The sequence below is a fragment of the Paenibacillus sp. BR1-192 genome (assembly GCF_029542445.1).
In the GTDB taxonomy this organism is placed as follows: Bacteria; Bacillota; Bacilli; order Paenibacillales; family Paenibacillaceae; genus Paenibacillus_AQ; species Paenibacillus_AQ lautus_A.
Genome location: NZ_CP120718.1, coordinates 3,362,452 through 3,388,360, shown reverse-complemented (window position 1 = coordinate 3,388,360; position 25,909 = coordinate 3,362,452). Strand labels below are relative to the sequence as shown.

Here is a 25,909-nt window from a genome sequence, read left to right as displayed (position 1 = left end):
AATCATGCAATTCGTCATTTCATGGTGGTGCGGACAGCCCGTGCAATACCTTCGTCATCTACGTGGTCAAGTAACCTGTATTCAGCGCCTAAAGCGTCAGCCAGCTCCCTCGAACGTCCCAATTTGACAAATCCCTGCTCCGTATCTAATACCAGGGACCGAATCCCGGCAGCTCGGATCAGCTTGGCCGCTTCCAGACATTCGTTCCAAATGTCAGCATACGCGGTTAATCCGATGGAGCTTTCATTGGCACGGCCATCCGTTACCATGATCATGACCGGGAGCGTATCGTTATTTCTGCGTTTCTCCGACTGGAGCACCTTGTACGCTTGGGCAAGCCCATCTGCCAGAGGCGTCTTTCCCCCTGTGGGAATGTCCCGAAGCTGCTTGGACGCGGCTTCGATGCTGCGCGTCACCGGAAGGATCAGTTCGGCTTCGTTGTTTCTGAAGGCGATCATACCAATTCGGTCTCTTTTCTCATAAGCATCCTGCAGCAGTGACAGAATAGCGCCTTTGACGGCGGTCATTCGCTTTCGAGCCGCCATAGACCCGCTGGCGTCAACGACGAACAGCAAGGTTGCCCCTACCCGGTTCTCTCTTTTCTTTTGACGCAAATCATCAAACTCAATGGCAAACGCCACCTCGTCTTGTTTTGTTCTGATTGTTTGATAAGGAGCCGCTGCGCGAATCGTGGCATCCAAAGCCACGTCGGTTCGCAGGTTCCTGCCCGGGTACATATACCCCATAGCTCTCCCTTTCTTCTGGTTGGCCCGGGATTTATTTCGTTTTCCCGATCCCTCGTGTTCAATCTTGCGCTTCCCTTCGAGCTGCAACGGCTTCATTGTAAACGTTTCGTCTGGCAGCAGCACCCGTTCCTCCAAACCTTCTGATACGTGCTGTCGATCATCCGCATGCTGCTCTACCGTATGGCTGGTCACATCTTGTCTGTCAGAAGAAGCGTTGCTCGGATGATGGGGATTCCGTTTCGGTTCGGGACTTTTCTGTGGAGGCATTGGAGAGGAGCAGGCATGATCCTCAAGCGAATGTTCCGGCTGTTTACTGTTATCCTGTTCAGGTAAGCCGCTGCTAGAAGCACTCGGCTTCCCCATTACATGTGTCATTCTGTGGGGAAGCACAAAATCAGCTATCTCCCGGATGTCGGCGGCGGTAACCGCGGAACGCCCATCCCAAGCGGCTGCAGCTTTGGCCCCTTCAATCAGACTGAGATCGCCCCTGGAGCTGCTGATCCCCGCTTCTCTGGCGATGGAGGCTGACAATTGAATCATGTCCGCGCTCACCTGAACTTGGGGAAGAGCTTGTGCGGAGGCTTCGACGCGAAGACGCAGCGTTTCATCCTGCGGCAGATATCGGTTCTGGAATGCGAACGGATCATGCTCAAACTGCAGATTTCGGCGTATAATTTCTGCTCTTGATATGGAATCGTGAACATCGTCCAACGTAACGCAATAACCAAAATGGTCCAGAAGGGGAGGCGATACCCGGCCTTCATTGGGATCCATTGCTGCAAGCAGCATAAAACGGCTTCTCCGAACCGTGGATATTCCCTCTCTTTGCACATAGATCGAGCCCGTAGACAGCGTGCTGACGATCTCCTTCAAGATCGCTTCAGATAGTAGATTCATATGGTCTACAAGCAGGAGCTGTCCATTGGCTTCTTCCAGCAATCCCGGAGCAAGCGCTAGCTTTCCGCTGTTCATGGCGGCTGCCATATCCAAAGCGCCGAGCAGCCGGTCAGCCGTAACGTTGACGGGTACGGATAGGATTCGGCGCGGCTTGACCAAAGAAGAGGCTGCATGCAGCAGGACGCTTTTGCCTGACCCGGGATGGCCGTTAACAAGTATGCCTCCGATCGCTGGATTGACAAGATAGAGCAGTACCGCTCGTTTGGCCTTCTCTTGGCCCAGAATCGCACTGAAAGGATATGCCGAGGCAGCGCTCTTCCATTCTTCCGTTATCATGACGGTACCCATTCAACTGAAGTCAGTATCGTCTGTAATCGCTGTTCAATGCCGCCAGTATCTTCAAACGGCTGCCGTCTCATGCGATGAGGCAAAACCAAGTGCGCCGCTTCTTGCATATGATCTAGGCTTACAGTCTCCTTCCCATGCCAGGCAGCCAGGGTAACCGCCGTTTTGATGAGGGTGATATCGGAACGGTGTCCCTCCACCTCCAGTGCGATGCCGATTTTCGCTGCCAGCTCAAGGATATCGTCCGAGATCGGGATATGGTCCAGACGGTCTCGCGCCTGCAGGATCTGGTTCAATACTCTCTTCTGCTCCGTCTCATATCGCGCAGCAAATGAAGCAGGGTCCCGTTCATATTCCAATCGTCTGCGGATGACAAGCGTGCGCTCTTGAACGTCCCTTTCCCCGCCGATCTCCACCGACAGTGCAAACCGGTCTAATAGCTGCGGTCGCAGGTCCCCTTCTTCGGGGTTCATCGTCCCTACCAAAAGGAACCGTGACGGATGGGAATAGGAAATGCCTTCTCTCTCAACGGTATTAACCCCCATCGCAGCCGCATCCAGAAGCACATCCACGATATGATCATCGAGCAGATTAATCTCATCGACGTATAAGATATGGCCGTGGGCCGCAGCCAGCAATCCGGGTTCAAATTTCTTTTCTCCTTTCTTGATCGCATGCTCGATGTCTAAAGCACCGACAACCCGGTCTTCCGTCGCACTAACCGGCAAATTAACAACGTTCAGATCAGGCACAAGTCCCGATAAGGCACGTACTGTCGTTGATTTCGCCGTTCCTTTTTCCCCTCGTATCAGAACGCCCCCGAGTTTCGGATTCACGACATTCAGAATGAGAGCCAACTTCATTCGGGATTGGCCGACAATGGCTGTAAAAGGATATTGATGATCTATAGGTTCCAAAGCGTTCGACTCCTTATTTCTTGATTAATCCGGTAATCCGGCAAATCGGCTTGTCGCGAACCGGATCGGTTTCCACGGAAGCTTCAACACCGAACACCCTGCCCAGCAGATCCGGCGTCAAAACCTCGGATGGTGAGCCATAGCCTTCCACCTTCCCTGATTTCATCGCCAGGATATAGTCGGAATAGATTGAAGCGTGGTTAATGTCATGCAGAACCATGATAACGGTCATATTTAATTGTTGATTCAATCCCTGAACCAGCTCCAAAACCTCCAGCTGATGGGCAATGTCCAGGTATGTGGTCGGCTCGTCCAGAAGCAGCACGCCTGGCTGCTGAGCCAGAGCCATGGCAATCCACGCTCTCTGTCTTTCTCCGCCAGACAGCGTATGCAGAAGTCTGTCCTCATAAGGCGTAAGAGCGGTTGCCTCCAATGCCCAATCCGTGATCTCGCGGTCCTTGGCGCTGACATGATTCCAGTAAGGCTGATGGGGCGTTCTTCCATATCCCACCAATTCCTTCACCGTGATTTCTATGGGCTCTTGCGATTGGGCCATATAGGACAGCTGCCGGGCCACGTCCTTCCCGTTTAAATCGGATAACGGCTTGCTGTCAAGCAGAACCTGCCCTCCTGCGGGCTTCAGCTGGCGAGCAAGCGCTTTAAGCAACGTGCTCTTCCCGCAGCCGTTCGGACCGATAATGCTGTACACGGATCCTTTCTCGAAGGAGATGCCCAGATGTTGAATAACAAACTTATCCTGGTATTTCAGCGAAAGATCGCGAGTCTCCAAACGTGTCATGCTTTCCTCCTCCTTAACAGATAAAGGAAAAAGGGTGCTCCCAATGCGCCCATGATGATTCCGACTGGAAGCTCAATCGGTGTAAACATCATTCTTGCCAGCGTGTCGCAGAACGTCAGAACGGCAGCGCCCAGCAAAGCAGAGGACGGGATGAGAATCCGGTAATCTCCGCAGACAAGCAGCTTGGCGATGTGGGGAACGGTCAGACCGACGAACCCCAGCAAACCGGCGATGCTGACGGCGCTGGCTGCGAGCAGCGTGGCGATTGCGGTTATCATGAAACGGGACAGCTCAACCCGCGTCCCCAAATTCCGTGCATTGATGTCACCCAGCATCATAATATTCATCTGCTTGGAGAAGATCATCGCCAGAAGAAGACCGATAAGCGAGTAAGGCAGTATGGTCGAGAGATCCGGCCAGCTTTTGGCTGCAAGCCCGCCGACCATGAAGATTAAAGCGCCATGCACGCGGTCGCTGTAAAAGGTAAGCATCGCCGATATCCCGGACCCCAAGAATGCGGAGACAGCGACCCCGGACAGAACGATCCGCAGAGGGCTAACGCCATCCTTCCAAGACAAAAGATAGATAATGAACGCGGCGAGAGTCGCTCCGAGAAATGCTGCAGGCGTCAGTAAGTAATCATATTGCGGTACAACCACCAGCAGGAAAATCCCGAATAGTCCGGCGCCGCTGGAGACTCCGATAATGTGGGGATCAGCGAGCGGATTGCGCATGACGCCTTGCAAAAGCGCCCCGGATACCGCGAGGTTCGCGCCTACAAGCATCGCGACAAGCGTCCGCGGAAGCCGGATATTCCAGATAATATCCCGGTTCATCCCAGGCAGCTCATGATGCAGGATACCCGTGACAATGTCCCGAAGCGGAATCATAACGGCACCGGTAGCTATACTGATCAAGCACGCCGAAACTGCAGCGATCGTGAAAATAATGATCAGGGATGCATGACGGACCGATCTATTCAACATCACCATAGATCTCCGGATACACCAGCTTGGCTAAATACGCCAGGGATTCATCATAGTGAAGCCCCGGGTTGGTAAGAAACAGATCGGATGGTACGACAATGACATGCTGTTGCTTGACGGCTCCGATGGAGGCCCATGCCGGATTGTTCTCAAGCTCCTCTTTAATCTTCTTCTCGCCAACGGTCTTTTGTCCGTGGATAATCAAAAAGATATAATCCGGATCCTGTTTCACAAGCACCTCCATGCTGTAAGGCGTCGTGGTTGGACTGTTAGGCGACGATTCCAGATTCTCGGCAGCGTTGGTCAGACCCAACATCTTCGCTATTTCCAGACCCGATGTGCCGTTCTTTTGTATCGAGATCCCGCCCGGCGTGACGTTCATATTGATAAAGGTACGTTCCTCATCCGGTAATTTTTCCACGATTTCGTTTACTCGAACCTCCAGAGCTTCGAGCTTTTCCGGGAGCTGCGCTTCCGTACCCGCTATCTTCGCCATCCATTCGGCTTTTGTTTTCATATCCTCATAGCTGGTCAGACTCATCAAGGCAACAGGAATCCCGCTGCTCTCCAGCGATTGCACAAGCTCTTTATGAAACCGCGCCTGCCCGATAACCAGATCGGGTCTGAGCGCTACAACCTGTTCCAGGTTGATCTGGCTGACGCTGCCGACGGACGATATCGCTTCGGCCTCTTCAGGAATCGAAACCCCGGTAGCTTCCATCCGTCCCACGGCCTCTCCGCCGACCGCGTATAATAGATCAAGGAATTCGGGCGATAGCACAACGATGCGTTCAGGCTGCTGCTGAAGCGTTATGGTGCGATCCGTTGCGTCCTGGAATATTATGTAATTTTCCTGAGGATCAGACCGTACCGGTAACGATGCATTGTCACTCGGCTTGGTTTCCGGATTGCTGGAAGTCTCACTCCCCCGCAAGCTGACATGATGAATCCCAGTAATAAGAGAAATGAACTGACGGCTGCGATATAAGATGTTTTCTTGCGTTGCTTGAATCTAAAGTACATAGATTGACTCGCCCTCCCGATGATAAGTTTGTCTCTGAGCCACCGATCTTTCGTTTGTTTTCAGTGACCTGTTTATTCGTAATTATTACGATTAACAAAATATACTTTATCCCGATTATACGTCGATGTCAATCGTTTTCAGAAAATCGTAATCATTCTTATTAGTTGATGGCATAAACGGATATCGATTTCGGAAAAACATCTATCGATGTAAATTCTAAGTAGAAAGACCGGCTTAAGCTGAAGTTTTCTTGCGAGCAAAGGATGGTTAAGGCTCCGAAGTTTATACTTTCTTATCTCATAAAAAAAAGCCGCCAATATGGCGGCTTCGAAAGTGTATTGTTTTTATTGCGGCATGATGCTCCATCGCGGTTCACGCCTCTGACATTAAGGAATAAAATCAACCATGGGATAGTCTGCGGACGGAGAGTTCAGCAGCTGCTGTGGTGCACCCTTTAGATGATAATCGAAAAAAGCAGCGACATACTCTCGATGGACGGCGATCGTCCGTTCGGGCTCAGCTGTCCCGATAAATTGTTGGACGACTCGCGGCGAAAGGCTCAGCCTCTCCTGAAGCTGTGGAAGGAGCGACTGATAATCTGTAAACGTATAATGTGCTCCCTCGGGTATGCTTAAATCGAGCTTCCAGCCGGTCGAATGCTGCCAGAACGATTGACGGTCCATCGCGGTTAGATGGGAATCAACCTCGCCCTCCTTATTGTAGCCTGAATTCATGAGCATGAAAGGACGATCCAAACCGTGCTGCGCCACCGGGAGCGGGTTATCGGGCATGTGCCCCATCGTTCCATCCATATCGATGCCGGCGTCGACCCGGTCATCCTCATACATCACCTGAGCAGCGGTAGCCCCACCTGCGGAATGTCCGAATATTCCGATCTTTGACAGGTCCCATGCTTCTTGAAATCCAGCGAGTAAAGGATCGCCTGAATAACGGCCTTTCTTTATGAATTCGAGTTGATCCAATACATGTTGGATGTCATCCACTCGTACCTCTAGCATCTTCAGTACCGTTTCTGCACTGAATGGCGGTAACGACTCCGTGGCCACACGACCATCGGGAAACTGGACCGCAGAGGCTTCATACGTATGATCGACTGCAACCACCACATAACCTCTGCTGGCCAAGTCTTCGACTACAGCCGTCCCGAAGTTTCTTGGAACAGATCCGCCAGGTGTGTAGATGAGGATCGGCCACCCATCGCCGTTGTTCAGTGGAGGCGCATTCACCCAAGAGTGTGTGCCGATACCGGATAGATCGACGCTGCCGGGATCCAACCCGATCGTGGAGATCGTGTTTTCGTCGTAATACTTTGCTGCTTCGGGCTGCATGTACAAAGCCTTCTGCTCGCTTTTTCCCGTGGCCGGGTACCATATGCTGACCATCAGCTCCCTGTCTCTGTCCTGTTTCCATGGGTCCACCCGGTTGTCATCCTTGAAGTGCATTTCCATCGACCCCACAGCGTATTCTCCAGTAGGATTTGGAAGCTGTAACTGGATTTTCTCTGCCGGGCCCCTTTCATCCTGCGTTGCAGGGGTTTCCGTGCCGAAGAATATGCCAATCAGAACCAGAAGACAGACCGTAATGGCGATAACTGCAATTCTTGCCACGGGGGCAGACTTTCCATGGACGATCCTGCTGATGGAGTTGACCGTGAGCACATAATAAACCGTATAGATCAGGATAAACACAGCGACGCAGATCAGGATGGGCAGCAAGAGACTGGCGCCTGCCATATTGCTGAATAACCTTTTCAACAATTGCAGGATGACCATGTAGTGGGCAAGCCCGATCGCGAGCGGCAAAGCAAAAATGAAGGCGTTCTGCTTGATGATGGCCATATTGATTTCTTTTCCGCTTACGCCGACTTTTTTAAGAATATCGAATCGAGGTTTGTCTGTCGCCGCTTCTGTCAATTGCTTGAAATAGATCATGCTTCCTGTTGCCATGACAAAAACGAGCCCCAAAAATCCTAATATAAACACATTAAAGGCCGCTTCTTCGATTCCAAGCCGGTATTCGGAATAAAAAGAAGACAGGTTCGATTCCGGTGTCTTCAGCGCCGCCAGCGCATCGGCCGTGTGCTTCGTCGTCTTCTGTTCCTGCACGGCATACCCGACATAGCGGGTCGGCGAAACTTGCGCCTCGATGTTGTCGTAGGTGCCGTTACTTACAATAATCATCACATCCGGATAACTCCAATTGATGATTCGTTCTACGGTCATCCCCGCAAAAGCAAGGGTTATCCGTTGATCAGGCAATTCGATGTCCACCGTTTCGCCTTCGTAATCGGACCACTCATAGTCCGTATACATAGGCCGGATCGCAACGGCTTCATCCTGTTCGATCGGATCAAGAACGGGGAAGCGCAACACCTTTGCCACCTGGTTGTATTGATCGATCGAAACCACTTTGAGCGGGGTTTTATCGGCTTCGATCATTCTCTCCGGAAGGATCTCTGGATCGGAAGCCTCCCCTTTTGTCTCCAGCACCGGAATCGTCATTTGCGCTATAATCGGATGCGCTGCATCCCCGCGTATGATATCGTCTACATTCTGATTAAAGGCTTTGTCCTGGGCAATATAAATGTAGCTAAACGGTGCCGTGAGCTTCGATGTTTTGTCAAAAGTGAAATACGCACCTAATCCGACACTGAAAGCGCACAAAGCTGCTGCGGATAACAGGGAAATGACGCTTAACAAACGAGCGTTTCCTTTAATCCGGTACACCAAATTAGAGGTGATGACCAGATTCATGCCTTTATAATAACTTCGCTTTCTCTTCTTGGCGGTTCTCAACAAGACAATGACCAAGGAGGAGAAGAGCAGAAGCGTTCCAGCGATAATACCGACGGTCATCACGCTCAGGTTGACAAGAATTTCTTCGGTGACGGAAAAATCGCGGAAAGCGAATCCGTACCCCGCAGCCAGACAGAGAACTGCACCCACCGCCGATAGAAACGACGCTTTCGGTTCCTGCTCCCCTTTCTGCTCCGCGCGAAACAATTCGATGAGTTTAAAGCTGTAGATCAATCGATAGCCTTGGATCGATGTCGCCAAAATAATCACCATGAACACGATGAGCGTATGAACCAGCGCGCGAAGGGAGAAAGCCATGCCTACCTGTACAGGCGTCCCCAGCAGTTTGATTAATATCATGGCGAACAGCTTGGATAACAATGTGCCGATCATGATTCCTATGATTAAAACCGTCACCCCAATGATCAGGTTTTCATAAAACAGCATTTTCCCGATCTTTTTTTTGGGCAAACCAAATAGCGCGTACAAACCTACTTCCTTTTTACGCTGTCTCGAAAAAAAACGGTTGGAGTACATGATAAAGACGGCAACAAACACAATCAATAGGATGGACGCCATCATAAAAACGGATTGCATGCTCTGCGACGATTCGATTGAACTCGCAATTTCTTGGCTGTACTGCAAAGAAAGGAAAGTATAATAGATGATGACGCTGAACAGGATGGAAATGAAATAGAGGGCGTAGTTTTTGAAGTTCCCTTTCATGTTCTTTTTCACGATGTCAAACAAGGTCACTTGCATTCCCCCCAGTACGGTCAATACATCCAGTATTTTTTTGAAAAAGTGTTTGCGGGATGCCTCGCCTTTCGTCAGTTCCGTGAAAATGCGACCGTCCTTAATAAACAGCACGCGCTTGCAATAGCTTGCCGCAAACGTATCGTGGGTGACCATCAGAATCGTTGCCTGATCATATTCATTCAAGTCCTTCAGGCTCTCCAGCAGGTCGGTCGCCGATTTCGAATCCAGAGCGCCGGTCGGCTCATCGGCCAGCAGCAGGCTGGGGCCGGAAATCATGGCGCGTGAAGCCGCAGTCCGCTGTTTTTGCCCTCCGGAAATCTGATACGGGTATTTGTCCAGAATCGGGGTGATGCCGAATTTGTCCGCGATCTCCCCCACTCTAAACTCCAGTTCTTTGACATTCATCTTGGCCAGCGCCAAGGGCAGCAAGATGTTCTCCTTCACGGTTAACGTGTCCAGCAAATTGTAATCTTGAAAAATGAATCCCAGTTTATCCCGGCGAAAAGCGGATAGCTGTTCCTCATCCATCTTCAGCACGTCCATCCCGTCTATCACAACGTCTCCGGAGGTAGGCTGATCGATCGTTGCCAGCACATGGAGCAACGTCGATTTGCCTGCGCCCGACGGCCCCATGATCCCTACGAACTCTCCCTCCTGCACGGTCAAATCGATATCATCCAAGGCGGTATAGACATTTCCTTTTACGCCATAAACCTTTCGAACCTGAGCCGCGTTCACTACCATTTTCATGTTGATCTTTCCTTCCTGGTTATCAATATAGAAACAATGTCAGCACGATTTCGAAATCATGTATTTCTTATCCTGATCTTAATACAGGTCACCTTTACTTTAGCTTACAACTTCCCTCTCAACCTTACATTCCTGTCACATTAGACAAAGGAAGCAGCCCAGAAACTTGCTTGTCTGCCGCGGGAAGATCGTATACAATGTGTTTAATTTGCCGCTAGTAACGCCCGGGAGGATCGTTTATGAAAATCATGATCGTAGAGGATGACCCGACCATTCGCGGGATGATCCAGTTAGCTTTAACCAAATGGAGCCTGGAAACGATCAGCGTCGATAACTTTGACCAGGTCGCGTTATGCTTTATTCATGACCAGCCTCATCTTGTGATCATGGATATCAACTTGCCGTCGTATGATGGATTTTACTGGTGTCAAAAGATCAGGGAAATCTCCAATGTACCGGTGCTCTTTCTTTCTTCCCGCGATTCGCCCATGGACGTTGTCATGTCGGTGAATATGGGCGGGGACGATTATATTCAGAAGCCGTTCCATATGGATGTTTTGACCGCTAAAGTCAATGCGCTGCTGCGCCGAACGTATTCCTATTCGGACATGCAATCCAACGTGTTCGAGCATGAGGGGGTCGTGTTCCTTCCGGACAAAGGGACGCTCACGTATGAAAGCGAACAAGCGGAGCTTACCAAAACCGAAGTCAGTATATTGAAGATCCTGATGCAGCAGAAGGGAACCGTTGTAGACCGCAAGAAAATCATGCGTCATCTTTGGCAGGATGAAAGCTTTGTGGACGAAAACACGTTAACCGTCAACATCGTCCGCTTGCGCAAAAAACTGGCCGGCATCGGCAAGGAAAACTGGATTGTAACCAAGAAAGGGAAAGGTTATATGATCCCATGAGTTTCTTTCAATACATTAAGGACAAACGTTATTTTTTGTTGCTGTACGCCGGGATGATGGGCTTTATTTCGATGATTGTTGCCCTATCCGTCAACACGGGCCACGCCTTAGGCAGCGTTCTTTATATTCAAATCGTTTGTTTGGCCTTCACCGCAGCCTACTTACTGATTGGCTATGTTTATCGCAGATCCTATTACCGCAAGCTGCAGGAGCTGATCGATCTTGACCGGGAAGATTGGCCTGTCGCTGCCCCTGAACCGCAAAATTCGCAGCAGCGGCTGTATCTCGAGCTTTTTGCCAAATTGCACCGGCATCATGAACGGGACCTCCGGAAACTCAACGAAGAGAAAATAGATCACCAGGAATTTATCATGTCCTGGATTCATGAGGTAAAGCTACCGATTGCAGCAAGTCGTTTGCTCATGGAAAACAGCACGGAGGAAACGGCTGATTCCCTGGCCGATAAACTTGAGGATGAACTGGATAAAATCGAAAATTACGTGGAGCAGGCACTGTACTATTCTCGAATCGATTCTTTTTCCAAGGATTATTTCATCACGGAAGAACCGTTGGAAGCGATCATTAAAACCTGTGCGAAAAAATTCGCCAAGACGTTTATCAATAAACAGATTCGGTTCCATATGGAGGACATTCGGCAAACCATCCATACCGACCGCAAATGGCTCGGATTTATCCTTGATCAAATCGTTGCAAATGCGTTGAAATATACGGACGAAGGCGGGAACATTACTTTCACGGCCGAAGAAGACCGTAAAGAAAAGCGGTTAAACATTGTAGATACGGGGATCGGGATCCAGCCGGAGGACCTTCATCGAGTCTTTGAGAAAGGATTTACCGGATCTACCGGAAGAAGCCATCCCAAATCAACCGGCATGGGACTTTATCTCGCAAAACAATTGGCGCATAAGCTGGGACATCATTTGTCTATCCGATCGGAGGCTGGGAGGTATACAGCAGTCACGATTCATTTTCCGAAAACGGACACGTATTACCGCTTATAAGCGATAACGGTTGGAGCCCGCTGCTCAATCTAAAGCGAAGAAGCCGCCAATATGGCGGCTTCTTTAGCGTATTGTCGAGTGGCAGTCATCAAAGTCATCCTATCAGACCATATCAAGCATGTTACGATCGGATCCCCATGTCGCTCAGAAGCACGGTTCCCCGCTTAGTCAGGTTGAATTGAATACGGACCTTGCTCAGCTGCTGCGGGTTGAAGTCCGGATTCATTTGTTCAAAATCGCTTAACGGGAAGTCATAGCTTTGAAATACGGGCTCCGAAATGTTCCCGGAATTCGAAAACGGCCATTTGAGAAGTTTACCTTCGATAACAGGCGGCAGTTTGGATATGTGGCTGAGGGGAAGACTTGCCTGATTGCCTTTCTTGTCTTCAACGGAAACCGTTGCATTGATCAGTTCATTCGGGTCGCCGCTCGCGTCTTTTCCACGGGCGTCCGCCATCGAAAATACGACAGAGCTTTCCGTTCCCGTTTCCATGCCGCGTTCCGGCAGCGTGACCGTGAAGGATGCAGGTTCGGATTCTCCACTCGTGTCCCAGCCTAAGCGAACCGCGCTGTAATCGGCCAAGCCATGCTTGGTCCTTACCTTCTCCTCCTTCCATACCCGGAGATGTTCGCCCATCAGGCTGCCGCCAGGCAGCGTCGTGCTCTGCAGATCGATGTCTTCTTCAAAATCGGCAATCATGGTCGTCCCCGAATCGTAAACATTGCCCACGTACAGGTTGTCGGGAATCCATTCCTTGGCGTAACCCAAATCCGTGAACATCTCCCGATATTGACGTTGGTCCTTAAGCGTTGCATCGAGAAAACCGGAAATAAACACCTTGGCAATCGTTTCCTGCTCTTCCCGCGGCATGATTTGACGAAGGTTAAAGAGACGATTCGCAAGACCTGCCCCATCCCCTCTGTTCCAGCCTCCGTTGAACTGGCCATGGTTGGCTCCATAGACATAAATCATCGACTTCATGTAATCTTTGCCTTCGGTATAACGAATCCGATGATATTGTTTGGCAGCGTCCAGGCTGTTGACGTCCATATCATGAGCTCCATGCAAAGAGAGATAATTCACGTCCTGCAGCGGCAGCGGTTTGCCTTGCGGCTGATACTGCCCGTCCGTTCCCGCAATGGAAACGAGAGAGCGGATCGAGAAGTTATAGTCAAACTTGATATGGCCGTGATCCGGGTGATTGCCGAGTTTGTTGAAGGCCGCCGCAATCGCGACCGCTTCGCCTCCCCGGGAATGACCGATGAGGGCGATTCGTTCCATATCGACCTTTTGATAAAACGGGTTGTCCGGATCGCTGTTCCAGCCCTTCCATGTCTTCAAATGCTCCAGCAGCAGCAGACCTCTTGCCGGATTTTCGCGTTGGAGGGCGCTAACCAGAAAAAGGTCCTCGTATGGGGCGGCATTCAGGAAATTTTCATCCACGGAGACGAAAATATACCCTTTGCTCGCGAGCAGTTTGCCGAGGTATTCGTAACCGGGATCGGAATAATCGTTCATTAAGTGGTTTCCATGCACAATCAGGACCAGCGGAAATGTGCCCTCCCCTTCGGGATACCATACTTTTCCGTTTAACGGCATGGCATCCGGTCCGAATCCAAGCGACTTCGTTCGCCCTGAGGACCATTTATCGACAAACTCGGCTGCATCCACCGTTTTGGTCGTCAGCGAACCGCTTTGATTAAACTCTTTCCGGTAGTTGTCAGGACTTCCGTATAACAGGCTTTGGACGGGAAATGTGCCTTGTTCTGCCGGATTGTTCATCAAGGTTTCTTCATACCGGCTTGAGGTTTTCAGCTGTTGTAACGTGATGGCCGGAGCTGCTTCATCTCCCTCCCGAATCAGCCAGAAGCTGCCCGCTCCGATCACGATGGTGATCAAGGACAAGCAGGCCATGGCGCCGATTCTCCTTGCTTTTGAGACTTGCCTGTAGCTTCCGGCTGCAATTTTATAAAGCAATGCCCCAAATAAAGAAAAAACAAAGGCCAAACATGCAATGAACAAGGCCGATACTTTCGGCGGCACGATGAAGCAGAATACAAGCAAGGTCAGTGAGCCTGTCAACGTCCAAATATAACGGCTTGGCAGTTTCTTGACTCCGTGCAGCAGCAACGCCGTCAAGCCGCTTATCATGGCAATCGCTAAAACAAACAAAAACGTGCCCGCGATATATTTTATGAAACCGTGCCCCGTCAATAAATAATCGGCCTGGATCAGGATTAGAATGAAGGCGATGCCTCCTAGTCCAAGCGACGCTCCCTTCCATCCAGGTGTTAAAGGCTGCATACGTTTCCGGTTTGCAACGATTCTTTGTATAATGGCAATGCCCTTCTCGTTCTCTTTCTCTTTTTGTATTTCCACTCTTCCCAGTCCTCCTGCACTCTATTTAGTAGATCGTTCTACATCTGAGGATACCGGATCACTCTTTCTGTGCACTTTCTCAATTCTTTCAGAAATCTTACATATTGCTCGGCAGAAACAGAACGAATGTCGTCTGCCCGTTTGTTGTTGTAAGCCTGATCTTTCCTCCATGCTTCTCTGCCACTTGTTTGGCAATCGCCAAACCGAGTCCCGTGCCGCCATCGCTTGTCCGTGCCGTGTCTCCGCGAACGAAAGCTTCAAACACCCTATCCTTTAGGGCATCCGGGATACCGGCGCCATCATCCGCAACGTGAATCTCAACCCCGTTCTCTGCGATTACCAATTTCAATTCCACGGTTGTGCCGGGAGGGTTGTATTTCCATGCATTGGACAGCATATTGGAAACCGCCCGGTATAACCAGATCGCGTTGAACGGGACCCTCATTTCCCGATCGGGAATATCGTAACGGAAAACAAGCTGTTTATCTTCGAAAACCTCATAATATTCGGCCGCGATTTCCCTCGTAAATTCCGTAATGTCGGAGAATTCAACGGAAAAAGGAACATCGGCACTGTCCAGCTTGGACAGGTCAAAGATGCCGTCAATCAGCTCCGACATCAGACTGGCTTTGTCGGATATCAAACGCAACACCTGGCGTCTTCTCTCTTCCGTATCCACGAGTCCCGCCTCCAGCGCTTCGATATAGCCCCGTATGGTAGTCAACGGTGTCTTCAAGTCATGTGAGATGTCGATCAGCATGCGCTGCTTGCTTTCTTCCAGCTCCTGCTTTTCCCGCTCCATCCGCTCGAGACGCTCTGCCATATCATTGAAATCGTCCTGGATCTGCGCGAGCTCATAGCTTGCTTTGAAGTTTAGCCTTTTGCGGTATTGACCTTGGGCAATGTTTCGAATACCGTCGGCTATGGAGCTGAGCGGAGTCGTGAGCCTCAAAGCGGTCCTTCTTCCGAACGCATACACGGTGATCGCAAACAAAACGAGAAACAGAAGCAGGGTCTGAAGAGCCATTTTATAAAATACGCGCTCTTGTTGATCGCTGTATCTCTCCTCTGGCGTAGCGGGCGAATGGCCCTTCTGAGTCTCCTCCACCTTTATCTGACCGGTTGAATCGAGAAAATAATTCATGATTTGCGCATTCAATATAAACAACGATAACGCCGCAATGATGGCAATCGTAACAAAGAAATACAAGTATTGTTTGATCAGCGAACGCTGTAAACGATTAGGCGTTTTCATGTGTCTAACTCATCTTTCTTGGCAAACCGGTAGCCGAGGCCGCGGATGGTTTTGATATAAACGGGGTTTCTCGGATTGGTCTCGATTTTGTCCCGCAGCCTGCTAATCTGCACCATAACGGCGTTATCGTCGGCCAGGTACATCTCGTCCCAGGCATGCTCAAACATTTGACGTTTCGTAAATACGCGCCCCGGTTCTCCCATAAACAGGTTTAACAATTTATATTCGATCGCGCTGAGCGAAATGGGCTTTCCCTGGATATACAGTATATATTCGCGATGATCCAGCACCAAATCACCGATGCGGGTGACGGAAACCGGGTCAGGTTCCGACGGCTCATTGAATTCATAGGACCGTCTTAACTGGGCCTGAATTCTTGCCATTACTTCCATCGGGCTAAACGGTTTGGAAACATAATCGTCTGCTCCGAGCTTGAGACCCGTGATTTTATCAAGCTCCTGATTTTTGGCCGATACGAGAATGACCGGGATTTTATAATCCTGTCTAATCGTGCGGAGCAGCTGGTATCCGTCGATGACCGGCATCATGATATCGAACAGAGCGAGATCGACGCGTTGGCTTCGGAGATGCTCAAGCGCAGCAAGCCCGTCGAAGGCTGCCAAAGTCGTATATCTTTCTGCGTCTAAATAGAGTTTCAGCATGTCTACGATATCCGGATCATCATCGACTACAAGTATGGTTCTAGGCATAAAAAGCATCCTCCTTCAAGTAGTATATGGTTCTCCTTGGAAGGTTAATTTCCTTTTTTGCGTTGTCTCGTCAGCATTATTAAACAACAGAAATAACCTCTCACCGGATACGGCGGAGGTCATTTTATTATTGATTCATTAGCGTCCGATAAAACCAAACAAGAGAAGCTGGTTAAGTTCAGCCATCTTGTGGTTATAATTCCCGGCTCTTGCCCAGGAAGCTTGCAGCGTCCCGACGGCATTCAATAATTCCAACAGGGTCTCCAGCGAGACCGAAGAATGAATCGCCCCTTCCTTCTTCCCCAGCTCAATAAATTCCTGAATAAGCTCCAGTCTAATTTTATTGGTGCTTTCGCTGTATAAGCTAGCCAGCACCTGATCTTCGACCGCGCCTGGGGTACAAAGCAATTGATAGTCTTGGTCGGCGCAGATCGCAAGCACGCGGGATAACTTGTCTTTAAACTCGATATCTTGGTTTAACAGCTCCGTGGCCATACGGATGGTATTCTGCATCAGAACGTTTGCGCATTCTTTGACCACCCCTTCTTTGCTGCCAAAATAGTTATACAGCGATACGGACGACACTCCGGATTCTTCGGCAATGTCTTTGATGCTGACGTGGACGAAGCCTTTTTCTTTAAAAAGCTTTAAGGCCGCTTGAACGATCGCATCCTTCTTCTGCTGCGTTCTCACTTCGAATTTGTTCATCAAAATCCTCACTCGCTTCCGCATTCATCACTACACGTAGTTTAACATAACCTGTACAGTTTTTAAATTAAACAGGAAATATTTAAAAACTTCTTGACAGTCTTAGCAAGATCCATATAGAATCAAGCTGTAATTTTTAAATATCAAGTCGATTATTTAAAAACTATGATCAATACATTCAATATGCGCTTGAGCAAACTCGTTTTGATCCAAGCGTTTAATCTACAATGGGGGACCTATTATGCGAATATTGGTTTACGGCGCAGGCGTTCTGGGCAGTTATTTAGCCCACGAGCTGGTGCGCGTAGGACACAACGTCACGATGCTGGCCAGAGGACAAAGAGCGGATGAGCTGGAGAAGAACGGCAATGTCATCCGTCATTATTTTCAATTCAAAACTACGTTTCATAACGTGAGGGTCATCCGCGAGCTAGAGCCGGACGATGTATATGACCTTATTTTTGTCGTGATGAAATATCCGGATTTCGAGGCCGTATTGCCTGCACTGGCTGCGAATCACAGCCGCCATGTCGTGATCATGGGCAACAATGCAAGCCCTCAGGATATGCAAACCTACTTGCAAGCCCATAGCCCTGTAACGAAACATGTGGCCTTCGCTTTTCAATCGATCGCCGGCTGGAGAGAGAACGGCCTTGTCATTAGCGTGCGCGGCCCAAGAACCAAAATCAATATCGGAGGCTTAGGCGAGGATCTGTCTTGGCGGCCGTTCATCGATCAGACTCTGGCAAACACCAAATATGCATGGACCTACCAAAACAATATGAATGAGTGGCTGAAGAGCCATTATGTTATGATCTTGGCTTTGAATTCCATTGCTTCTACATATAACGGGAATTTGCGCAGAGCCGCCAAAGACAGGAAGCTTCTTCATCTTGTCATCCATGCTATGGATGAGGGGCATCAAGTATTGGAGAAAAACGGGTTCACGGTTACGCCTGCCGCTCAAAAGCAGTTCGCCCGCAAAAACAGAAAGCTCTTTTACATTCTATTGAAGATGATGCTGTCTATCCCGATCAGCAGAATTCTGTTAAGTGATAAGGCGGTGTCGGCCAACGAGGTGACAGCGCTGCAGCAAGCTTTTGCCGAATTAAAGAAAAGCGCGAATATGGCGACGCCGCATTGGGATGAGCTTCAACAATATTCCCTGCCTGAGCGGCAGAGATCTTAAATGATGGCTTATGGATCACGTAGCCAATATAAGTAGCTTTTGAGTAAATCAAAAAGAATCTCTGCTCAACTAGCGAGCAGAGATTCTTGAACCTTCAGGCGTACATTGCTAAACATCCCCTTCTCTCTCCCTGATATGGGCGGAGTTTGAAGCAGCAAAGCTTCCTTTTCGCTCGTACGCGAAAATAACCATCATCATGCTTAAAATTGCACAGATCATATACATGGTGGAGTAGGACAAATAATCGGCGATCGGTCCCATCGCGACCCCGCCCAAGGATACGCCTAAATCGGCCATCGCAATGAACAAACCGATTAACACGTTGCGGTTGGACGAAGGCAATACAAATGACAAATAAGTCGTTAACGTAGGGTACAGCAGCGCCTGGGCCATGCCCATAAGAATGGCGCCTGCGTACAGCAGCATGCTACCCAACTCTAAAGACAGGCTGATGCATGCCGAAGCCAGGGTTACAAGAAGCATGGTACCCATGATAAACCATGAATGCCATCTGCCATCGGACGGAATTCGTTCTCTCAGGACAAACCGCGAAGCGACAACGACCGCAGCCTGGAGCATCAAGTAAATGCCGGCGCTGCCGCTGTTCAGCTGCTCGCCGTATAAAGGCATAAACGTGGTGACCGCTCCGAATACGATGGATGACGACAGCATCAAGACACTGCATCGGAACAGGAACCGATTTTTGACGATTTGCCCGAAGGAATGGAACACGCCTGAACGGCTTGTCGCTTGTTCCGGTGGGGCCTTCTCTTTGTCCATCTTGACGCTGTACCCGAATAAACCTGTACAAATGGCGATCGCAACAAGAATAACGGTGAATGAATCCATGCCGTCCGTCTGCCAGAGGCCTAATGCGAGAACCGGACCGATCACGCCCGGGATATAGGTGAACAATGAATAAAATGAAATGCCTTGCGAACGCTCCTTCTCAGGCAGCGCATCAATGATGCCGATCTGTAATGCCATCGAAAAAAAAGCCGTGCATATGCCTTGCAAAATTCGAGCCATGAGGTATCCCCCTAATCCGGTACAAGTGTACAGAATCAGGGCAGTGCCGTTTACCAACAGAACCAGGCGCAGCACCTTAACGGGCCCATGCTTTTGGATCAAATGCCCGGCCCAGGGCCGAAAGAACATCGTTGTCAGCATGTAAGCCCCCATGACGAGACCGATGGTTGTGCTGCTGGCTCCCCATGCGGCTCCTTGAAGCGGAATGATGACGTTGAGTAAGGCATTGGCGCTGAAATAAAGCAGGGCCAGCATATATAAACGCAAAAACGGCCAAGACATCGCTCCACTCACTATATTTCTCCTCCTGCTTGCATGTAAACGTTAGAACGTAATCAAATGCTCCATTAATTTTTTGGCATAATCCGACTGAACATGCTTTAATTGCTTGACGTCGATCGTCTCCTCCACCTTGCCGCTTCTGAAAATAAGAACCCTGTCGCAAATATAAGCGGCAGCTTGAATGTCGTGCGTGATGAAGACGTAACTCATCTGATAGATGTCTTTAAGCTCCTTCAATAAGCGGAGGACTTGTATCTGTACGGATACGTCCAAAGAACTGATCGCCTCGTCGAGCACGATGCACTTGGGCTCCGTGGCAATCGCTCTGGCAATGCAGACCCTCTGCGCCTCTCCGCCGGATAACTCATGCGCATATTTCGTTTTGTAGGAAGCGTCCAACCCGACCTGTTGCAGCAAACGATCGACTCGGGCGTCTTGGTCGGAACGTACCGGACCCTGCGCCGTTAAGGGCTCCATAATGGCTTCCTTCACGGTATAGAACGGGTTGATCGAAGACGTATAATCCTGAAAAACGGCACTCATATTGCCGGAACGCACATGACGATTCCTCACATCGTTTCCTTCGAATAAGACGGCCCCTTGGTCCGGTTGTTCAATACCCAAAATCAATCGTCCAAGGGTAGATTTTCCGCTTCCGCTCTCGCCGATGATGCCAAGGCATTCGCCGCTTCCGCATTCGAAGCTTACATCGTGCAGAATTTGCTGCTTTTTCCTCGAAAACAGGCCGCCTACCCGGTAGGATTTATGTACGTTCTCTACCTTCAGCACGTTACTCCCCCCTCATAATCTCGTTGAAATGGCTGCTCAGCTCAAGACGGGTAGAAACCAGGTGCTGCGTATAGGGATGCCGCGGTGCCGATAATACCTCTTCAACGCTCCCGCTTTCTACAATGACGCCGTTTCTCATGACCATTACTTCATCGGCAATCTTCTTCACGACCCCCAAGTCGTGGGACACAAAAATCATGGAGCCTCCCATTCGCTCGCGGAGCTGGATGAATTGTTCAACGACCTCGTACTGCGAGATGGTATCGAGTGCCGTCGTCGGCTCGTCGGCGATCACGATGTCGGGCGAAAGAACCAGCGTGAGCGCAATCATCAAGCGCTGCAGCATGCCGCCCGATAGTTGGTAAGGGTACTTATTCATGATTTCGATCGGATGGTTGAGCATGACGCTCTCCATCGCTTTTTTCATCGCGGTTTCGACTTGGCTCTTGCTCCAGCCGAAATGCGCTTTTAACGTCTCTTGGAAATGAACCCCGACTACGGAAGATGGATCAAACGCCCCCATGCCGTTCTGCATGATCATCCCAATCTGTTTACCCCTTCTTCTTCTCATTTCTTTATCCGAAAGTTGATTCAAATTCTCTCCTTTGAACAGAATCTCCCCGGATTGACGAATCCAGGGCTTATGCAATCGGATGATCGATCTGCACGTAAGGGATTTTCCGCTCCCGCTTTCCCCTACGATTGCCAGGCAGGTTTGGGGCTTTAACCGAAAAGAGCTGTCACGGATGATCTCTTTGCCCTCCTTCGCATCCCATACCCTCAAATGGTTAACCTCTAGCATATTCAACATTCGGTTTCTCCACCTCTGCAATTCGCGGCTGCTTGCCGGAATTCATTCGTTTGGGATCCAGCGCGACCTGAAGCCCATCCGCCAGAAAATTAAATGCCGATACGGCAATGACGATCGCCAAGCCGGGCGCCAACATCAGCTCGGGATGTGAAAACATAACCTCTCTCGCTTCATTCAGCATCATCCCCCATTCGGCGTGAGGGGCCTTGATGCCCAGCCCCAAGAAGGATAATCCGGAGATTTGCAATATCATGGAACACATCGAACCACTGGCAATGACGGCAATATCCGAGAATGTTACGGGAACGATATGCTTCATGATGATTCTACGATTGCTGATGCCGGCAGCTTTTGAAAACTTCACATAATCCATTTCGGCATACTGCTGGACCGACGTTCGGATGACGCGGGCAAACCACGCCCATTTCATGGCAACAAAGGCAATCAGGATGTTCTCAAGGCCTGCACCCAGAATGCCGACAACCGCTAACGTCATGACATACCCGGGAAAAGAAAGCATGATATCGCAAATTCTCATCAGAATCGCGTCCGTTTTGCCTCTGAAGTACCCCGCCACGAATCCAACGGCCGCACCTACGCCTACCGATGCCAACAAGGCGGCCAGAACCCATAAAATACTGGGACGTATACCATAAATCAGCCGGGACAGGATGCATCTCCCCAAATTGTCGTTGCCGAACCAATACGCCCAGGACGAGCCGGCATAGCGCAGCTTCATATCGACATGGTTCGGATCGTGCGGCGCGAATATAGGGGCGAACAGCCCCAAGATTACGATTGCGGCAATAAGGAGCAGTGACAGGCTGGCCAGCTTGTCTTTGCTCAGATTTTTCAGTGCTCTCATCAGATTTCCTTCCTTAATTTCGGATTGAACGCAGCATTGATCATGTCCGACAAGGTGTTGAATAAGACAAAGGCTACAGCCAGTATCAGGACATAGGCCTGAATGACCGGAAAGTCCCTGCTCAATATGGATTTCACACTCAGTCGCCCAAGTCCCGGCCATGCAAATACATTTTCAATGACTACGGTACTGCCCAGTATAATAGGGATCGCCATGCAAAAGATGGATACGGCGACTTGCAGCGAATTTCTTAGAATATGTTTCGTAATCTTCTTCTCGGGCAAACCGCAAGCTCTCCCATAAACCACATAGTCTTCATGCAAGTGGCCCAGCATGGAGCTTCTTACGTTTCTGAAGTAAATGCCGACATAACTCACCGATATGACCGTTACGGGAAGAATATAGCTTTGATAGGAGTCCATGCCGCTGGTCGGCAGCAAGTCCAGACGGACGGAGAAATACCAGATCATGATCGAAGCCAGCCAATAAGAAGGCATCGCCGTCAGAAAGAAGGAAACGCCTCTTACCGATCGATCCAGCATTTTACCTTCGTTTAATGCGCAGACAACCCCCAAGACGACGGACATGACGATGATGATGATCGACGAAACCAACGTTAGCTTTAACGTGTTGAGAAACGCCGGGCTGATCAAGGACCACACCGATTGTCCCGTGACGTAGGACTCCCCGAAATCCAATTGAAGACAGGCCATCACCCAGTCGGCATATTGCTTCAGGAACGGTTGATTCAGTCCCAGCTCTTCACGCGTCTTAGCGATCAGTTCCTCCGTGATTTCGGGAACTTCCTGGGCGCGGAGCACCACTTCGGCAGGATCCATGGGCGACAGGTTGATCAATAGAAAGGTCAAGAATGAAATCATGAGCAGAATCGGAACGGACAGCAATAATCGTTTAGCTATATAACTTCCCATAATGACTCCTTATCGATTGATGAGCACGCAGCCTATTCGAAATACATTTGTTCAAAAGGCAGCTCAAATTGGGTTTGCTTGAACGTAATGCCTTTCAAGTTCTTCGGTGCGAGAACCGTGACGCTCCCGCTCGAAATCGGGATAAATACGGCTTCATCGTGAACCGTCCGCATGATCTCGGCATACAACGCCTTTCTGGCTTCCTCGTCAGTCGATACCATAACCTGCCGTATCCGGTCATAGAGATGATCCGCTTCGGCGATCCCTTTGGTCGTATGCAGATAAGAAGCCTCGGAAGTGAACGCAGCGATGGTGCTTTGGGGGTCATACGCCAATCCCCAGGTCTGATTAAACAATAACTCGTAGTCGCCCGTAGACCTTCGATTCGCGATCGAACTCGATTCTTCGCCGATGATATCCAGCTTTATTCCGATCTGCATTAGCGCATGCTGAATGAATTCCGCCTGTGTTTTTTGCGAAGATGAATTGCTGTCATAATATAAGTTCATGGCCAGCTGCTGCCCGGACTTGGTCCGGGCCTCGTCGCCGCTGCCTTTTTTCCATCCGGCTTGTTCCAAGATTAACTCGGCCGCTCCCGGATCATGGCCGCGTTCCTTCAATTCGACATCCGCATAGTTCACGTTGGAGGAGAACAGTCTGTTCGCCTCGGCTTCGGTTCCTTCGAATATGTCCTTGCTGATCGTTTCGCGATCGATTGCATACCAGAATGCCTCACGCACCGCGGTTTCGCTTACCGGGCTGTCCGATTTGCTGCTGTTGACGACAATCATTTTCGTATTCATGGCTTCGCTGCGAACAAGCTGATAGGTTCCGGCGTCAACCAGTTGATTCATCGCTTGCACGTCGATGCTGTCTGCCCCCCGATCATCGGTGAATACGAAGTTCACCTCTCCTTTCTGCATTGCCAGAAACGTCGTCTCGCCGGCAGGCAGCACCTTGGCCGTAATTTTCTTGATTTTCGGCGCACCGTTCCAGTATTCTTCATTGGCGGTAAAGACGGCGTACTCATCGATTTTATGCTCCGTGAACTTGTAAGGACCTGTACCGTTATGGCCGTTAACGCCATCCTTCGTTTCTCCTTGAATGAAGTCCTTCGGCGATAGGAATACATACGGCCGCGTCATGGACAATTCGACCAGCGTTGGGTAATAAGCTTCGCTTAAGATCAATTGGACAGTGTATTCATCCACGACCTTCACGTTTTTGATTTTGCTCGACAGCTTAATCCAAGCATGTTTTTCGGCATTACGCTGCACGGCGTCGATGTTCAATTTGACCGCTTCGGCATTAAACGGTTCTCCATCATGGAACTTCACGTCTTTTCTTAAATGAAAGGTATAGGTCCGGCCGTCTTCGGAAAGGTCCCAAGATTCCGCAAGCAGCGGCTTGATGCCCTCCTTCGTGTTCTCCACCAGCGACTCGTATACCATGCCCTGAGCCGGCATGGACCCCGTGTACAAATGCGGGTTCATATCATGAATATCTTTTGCTGTCGCATAGATTAATTCTTCCTGGACAGCCGATGCGGATTTGTTTTCATGATTCGTCTCTCCGCAGCCCGCCAAAAGCGCCATCGTGCATAAAAACATCCATATGATTACGGTTTTTCTTTTCACGGTTTTCCTCCTGCTACCCACTTGATTATGTTAACGTTCATGTATTGGTTAGGTCCTTGCATATCATGGCCAGTTCTTCTCCGAAACTCTGAACCGCGAAGGCGCCGGACAACGACCGGTCCTTATGAGCAAGTGCCACGCTGACGATTTTGCTTTCATATGCTGAAATGAACCGATCGATGGTTGGACATTCCACCTTTAAGAAGCCGGCAATGCCTTGTATGATCTTGATCCGATAATAGTCCTCCTTGGGCATTCTCGGGATATCCAGGCAGCCTTCCAGATTGATAAACAAACTCCGGATCGGCACCGCCGAGAAATCAAAGTACTTTCCTTCAGGATCCGGCTCAGAGAAGGGATCGATCAACAATGAGGCGTAACGGATATACAATAAATACTCTTGATGAATGCTTTCCAAGTGCTCGAAGCTGTCAATATCCCGGCGTGATAAACTCTCATTTCTCACCGGATAGTTATCATCCGTCATAAACTTCAGCAAATTGATGCTTCTCATCCCTAATCGACCCAAAATGTTCATCATTTCTTTCCACTGGGATAACATATTGCGGATTAGTTCCTGCGTAATAGGGCCTTCGGGGAATAGCTTATAGACATACTTGCGAGTACCCGATTCGTCAAAAATGGCGTTTAATGAGAAGTCATTCATGAACAAAGCGGGATGGACATATAACGAAATATTTCGCGCTTCTGCCTCCAGGGGCGTCCTCATGAATTCCACTTCAATGTCCGATTGCTTATACAGACCGCACAGCCTGTCAACAAGATCTGAGCGGCCCCGTGTCGAGCCGATATAGACTTTTTTCTTGACCCCCGTCGTTATGACATGATTGGAAACCCGGTCATCCACCCATCTGGTGTCCCCGATATATGTAGAAAAGCTTATGACTTCCGCACCCGGATTCAATTGCCCGATATAACCGGTTACCAAGCTGTTGGAACCGAACGTCGGGGAGATCAGCACCAAGCTGTTTACTTTTCGCAGAACGTCTTGGTCGATCTGTCGCATGACTTCCAAATATGCGTCGGTGGTTACTGCCAAAATCAGGGTATCCCACTGGCCTTCGATCGTCTCAATTCCACGAAATACGCCGTCCAAACGGTACTCGCCTTCCAAGGCATGATGTTTTTCGTTTTGGATGCTTACGCGAACCCTTTGACCGCTGGCCGAAAGCGATTCAAAGAAATCCGCGGAACGGACCGATTCCCGGCCCGCAATGCCCAAATGACAACGCTCCCCTTTCTTAAGGATCACTGCCAGCTGCAAGGCGGCTGGACCCGTTCCCAATATCAGGACTCGCTCCATATCTCTCATAAGAACACCTCACTTCG

At 49.8% G+C, this 25,909-nt stretch carries 20 protein-coding genes and 1 pseudogene; 3 read left to right on the top strand and 18 right to left on the bottom strand.

Annotated features, from left to right (window positions below; genetic code table 11):
- Positions 1 to 14 precede the first annotated feature (14 nt).
- From P0X86_RS15090 to P0X86_RS33150, 7 genes and pseudogenes are all read right to left on the bottom strand, one after another.
- A complete protein-coding gene (locus tag P0X86_RS15090; RefSeq protein WP_277748862.1) occupies positions 15 to 1,979 on the bottom strand; it encodes a VWA domain-containing protein in 1,965 nt (654 codons plus the stop codon).
- Positions 1,976 to 2,905, bottom strand: a complete 930-nt coding sequence (locus P0X86_RS15085) for a magnesium chelatase ATPase subunit I (RefSeq protein WP_277748861.1) — start codon at positions 2,903 to 2,905, stop codon at positions 1,976 to 1,978. Before P0X86_RS15085 ends, P0X86_RS15090 begins: the two co-directional genes overlap by 4 nt.
- 13 nt (positions 2,906 to 2,918) lie before the next feature.
- Positions 2,919 to 3,704, bottom strand: coding sequence for an ABC transporter ATP-binding protein (locus P0X86_RS15080; protein ID WP_277748860.1), 786 nt, complete (start codon positions 3,702 to 3,704; stop codon positions 2,919 to 2,921).
- Positions 3,701 to 4,690 carry a FecCD family ABC transporter permease gene (locus tag P0X86_RS15075; protein ID WP_277748859.1) on the bottom strand — a complete coding sequence of 330 codons (990 nt, stop codon included), beginning with the start codon at positions 4,688 to 4,690 and terminating at the stop codon, positions 3,701 to 3,703. Before P0X86_RS15075 ends, P0X86_RS15080 begins: the two co-directional genes overlap by 4 nt.
- Positions 4,680 to 5,624, bottom strand: coding sequence for an ABC transporter substrate-binding protein (locus P0X86_RS15070; protein ID WP_277748858.1), 945 nt, complete (start codon positions 5,622 to 5,624; stop codon positions 4,680 to 4,682). The genes P0X86_RS15075 and P0X86_RS15070 overlap by 11 nt, the downstream gene beginning before the upstream one ends.
- Before the next feature lie 476 nt (positions 5,625 to 6,100).
- A complete protein-coding gene (locus P0X86_RS15065; RefSeq protein ID WP_347177555.1) occupies positions 6,101 to 9,109 on the bottom strand; it encodes an FtsX-like permease family protein in 3,009 nt (1,002 codons plus the stop codon).
- Positions 9,110 to 9,292: 183 nt separating this feature from the next.
- Positions 9,293 to 10,039, bottom strand: a pseudogene (locus P0X86_RS33150) (ABC transporter ATP-binding protein); the annotation flags it as partial.
- Positions 10,040 to 10,278: 239 nt separating this feature from the next.
- Between P0X86_RS33150 and P0X86_RS15060 the strand changes: the two are divergent.
- Positions 10,279 to 10,950, top strand: a complete 672-nt coding sequence (locus P0X86_RS15060) for a response regulator transcription factor (protein ID WP_277748856.1) — start codon at positions 10,279 to 10,281, stop codon at positions 10,948 to 10,950.
- Complete coding sequence (locus tag P0X86_RS15055; protein WP_277748855.1) at positions 10,947 to 11,972, top strand: sensor histidine kinase; 1,026 nt, start codon at positions 10,947 to 10,949, stop codon at positions 11,970 to 11,972. Before P0X86_RS15060 ends, P0X86_RS15055 begins: the two co-directional genes overlap by 4 nt.
- A gap of 121 nt (positions 11,973 to 12,093) precedes the next feature.
- Here P0X86_RS15055 and bahA read toward each other — a convergent pair whose 3' ends face one another.
- From bahA to P0X86_RS15035, 4 genes are all read right to left on the bottom strand, one after another.
- Entirely contained in the window at positions 12,094 to 14,352 is a 2,259-nt protein-coding gene (gene bahA, locus P0X86_RS15050) for a bacitracin amidohydrolase BahA (RefSeq protein ID WP_277748854.1), read from the bottom strand.
- A 97-nt stretch (positions 14,353 to 14,449) separates the two neighbouring features.
- On the bottom strand, positions 14,450 to 15,607 hold the full coding sequence (locus P0X86_RS15045) for a sensor histidine kinase (protein WP_277748853.1): 1,158 nt from the start codon (positions 15,605 to 15,607) through the stop codon (positions 14,450 to 14,452).
- Positions 15,604 to 16,317 (bottom strand): response regulator transcription factor, encoded by a 714-nt coding sequence (locus tag P0X86_RS15040; RefSeq protein ID WP_277748852.1) that lies wholly within the window; start codon positions 16,315 to 16,317, stop codon positions 15,604 to 15,606. Before P0X86_RS15040 ends, P0X86_RS15045 begins: the two co-directional genes overlap by 4 nt.
- Before the next feature lie 138 nt (positions 16,318 to 16,455).
- Positions 16,456 to 17,025 (bottom strand): TetR/AcrR family transcriptional regulator, encoded by a 570-nt coding sequence (locus tag P0X86_RS15035; protein ID WP_277748851.1) that lies wholly within the window; start codon positions 17,023 to 17,025, stop codon positions 16,456 to 16,458.
- 241 nt (positions 17,026 to 17,266) lie between these two features.
- Here P0X86_RS15035 and P0X86_RS15030 point away from each other — a divergent pair, with 241 nt between their 5' ends.
- Positions 17,267 to 18,214, top strand: coding sequence for a ketopantoate reductase family protein (locus P0X86_RS15030; RefSeq protein WP_277748850.1), 948 nt, complete (start codon positions 17,267 to 17,269; stop codon positions 18,212 to 18,214).
- A gap of 108 nt (positions 18,215 to 18,322) precedes the next feature.
- Here the strand turns inward: P0X86_RS15030 and cntE are convergent, their stop codons facing one another.
- The 7 genes from cntE to P0X86_RS14995 are packed head-to-tail and all read right to left on the bottom strand — an operon-like array spanning position 18,323 to position 25,892.
- A complete protein-coding gene (gene cntE / locus P0X86_RS15025; RefSeq protein WP_277748849.1) occupies positions 18,323 to 19,537 on the bottom strand; it encodes a staphylopine family metallophore export MFS transporter CntE in 1,215 nt (404 codons plus the stop codon).
- Between the two features lie 30 nt (positions 19,538 to 19,567).
- Entirely contained in the window at positions 19,568 to 20,314 is a 747-nt protein-coding gene (locus P0X86_RS15020) for an ABC transporter ATP-binding protein (protein WP_277748848.1), read from the bottom strand.
- A gap of 1 nt (position 20,315) precedes the next feature.
- Positions 20,316 to 21,125: a staphylopine uptake ABC transporter ATP-binding protein CntD gene (gene cntD, locus P0X86_RS15015; protein ID WP_277748847.1), complete on the bottom strand. Its 810-nt coding sequence runs from the start codon at positions 21,123 to 21,125 to the stop codon at positions 20,316 to 20,318.
- Positions 21,103 to 21,990 (bottom strand): staphylopine uptake ABC transporter permease subunit CntC, encoded by an 888-nt coding sequence (gene cntC / locus P0X86_RS15010; protein ID WP_277748846.1) that lies wholly within the window; start codon positions 21,988 to 21,990, stop codon positions 21,103 to 21,105. Before cntC ends, cntD begins: the two co-directional genes overlap by 23 nt.
- Positions 21,990 to 22,922, bottom strand: a complete 933-nt coding sequence (gene opp1B / locus P0X86_RS15005; protein ID WP_213578432.1) for a nickel/cobalt ABC transporter permease — start codon at positions 22,920 to 22,922, stop codon at positions 21,990 to 21,992. Before opp1B ends, cntC begins: the two co-directional genes overlap by 1 nt.
- Positions 22,923 to 22,954: 32 nt before the next feature.
- The gene (cntA, locus tag P0X86_RS15000; protein ID WP_277748845.1) at positions 22,955 to 24,559 is read right to left on the bottom strand and encodes a staphylopine-dependent metal ABC transporter substrate-binding lipoprotein; all 1,605 of its coding nucleotides are present in this window, start codon (positions 24,557 to 24,559) and stop codon (positions 22,955 to 22,957) included.
- A 37-nt stretch (positions 24,560 to 24,596) separates the two neighbouring features.
- Entirely contained in the window at positions 24,597 to 25,892 is a 1,296-nt protein-coding gene (locus P0X86_RS14995) for an opine metallophore biosynthesis dehydrogenase (protein ID WP_277748844.1), read from the bottom strand.
- Between the last annotated feature and the right edge of the window lie 17 nt (positions 25,893 to 25,909).

Bases quoted from the DNA above. Each gene is read 5' to 3' on its own strand.
- cntD (WP_277748847.1), bottom strand. From the start codon at position 21,125: ATGTTGAATATGCTAGAGGTTAACCATTTGAGGGTATGGGATGCGAAG.
- P0X86_RS15055 (WP_277748855.1), top strand. From the start codon at position 10,947: ATGAGTTTCTTTCAATACATTAAGGACAAACGTTATTTTTTGTTGCTG.
- cntC (WP_277748846.1), bottom strand. From the start codon at position 21,990: ATGAGAGCACTGAAAAATCTGAGCAAAGACAAGCTGGCCAGCCTGTCA.
- P0X86_RS15040 (WP_277748852.1), bottom strand. From the start codon at position 16,317: ATGCCTAGAACCATACTTGTAGTCGATGATGATCCGGATATCGTAGAC.
- P0X86_RS15030 (WP_277748850.1), top strand. From the start codon at position 17,267: ATGCGAATATTGGTTTACGGCGCAGGCGTTCTGGGCAGTTATTTAGCC.
- P0X86_RS15045 (WP_277748853.1), bottom strand. From the start codon at position 15,607: ATGAAAACGCCTAATCGTTTACAGCGTTCGCTGATCAAACAATACTTG.
- P0X86_RS15060 (WP_277748856.1), top strand. From the start codon at position 10,279: ATGAAAATCATGATCGTAGAGGATGACCCGACCATTCGCGGGATGATC.
- P0X86_RS15065 (WP_347177555.1), bottom strand. From the start codon at position 9,109: ATGGCGTCCATCCTATTGATTGTGTTTGTTGCCGTCTTTATCATGTAC.
- P0X86_RS15075 (WP_277748859.1), bottom strand. From the start codon at position 4,690: ATGTTGAATAGATCGGTCCGTCATGCATCCCTGATCATTATTTTCACG.
- P0X86_RS14995 (WP_277748844.1), bottom strand. From the start codon at position 25,892: ATGAGAGATATGGAGCGAGTCCTGATATTGGGAACGGGTCCAGCCGCC.
- P0X86_RS15035 (WP_277748851.1), bottom strand. From the start codon at position 17,025: ATGAACAAATTCGAAGTGAGAACGCAGCAGAAGAAGGATGCGATCGTT.
- P0X86_RS15080 (WP_277748860.1), bottom strand. From the start codon at position 3,704: ATGACACGTTTGGAGACTCGCGATCTTTCGCTGAAATACCAGGATAAG.
- P0X86_RS15090 (WP_277748862.1), bottom strand. From the start codon at position 1,979: ATGATAACGGAAGAATGGAAGAGCGCTGCCTCGGCATATCCTTTCAGT.
- opp1B (WP_213578432.1), bottom strand. From the start codon at position 22,922: ATGGGAAGTTATATAGCTAAACGATTATTGCTGTCCGTTCCGATTCTG.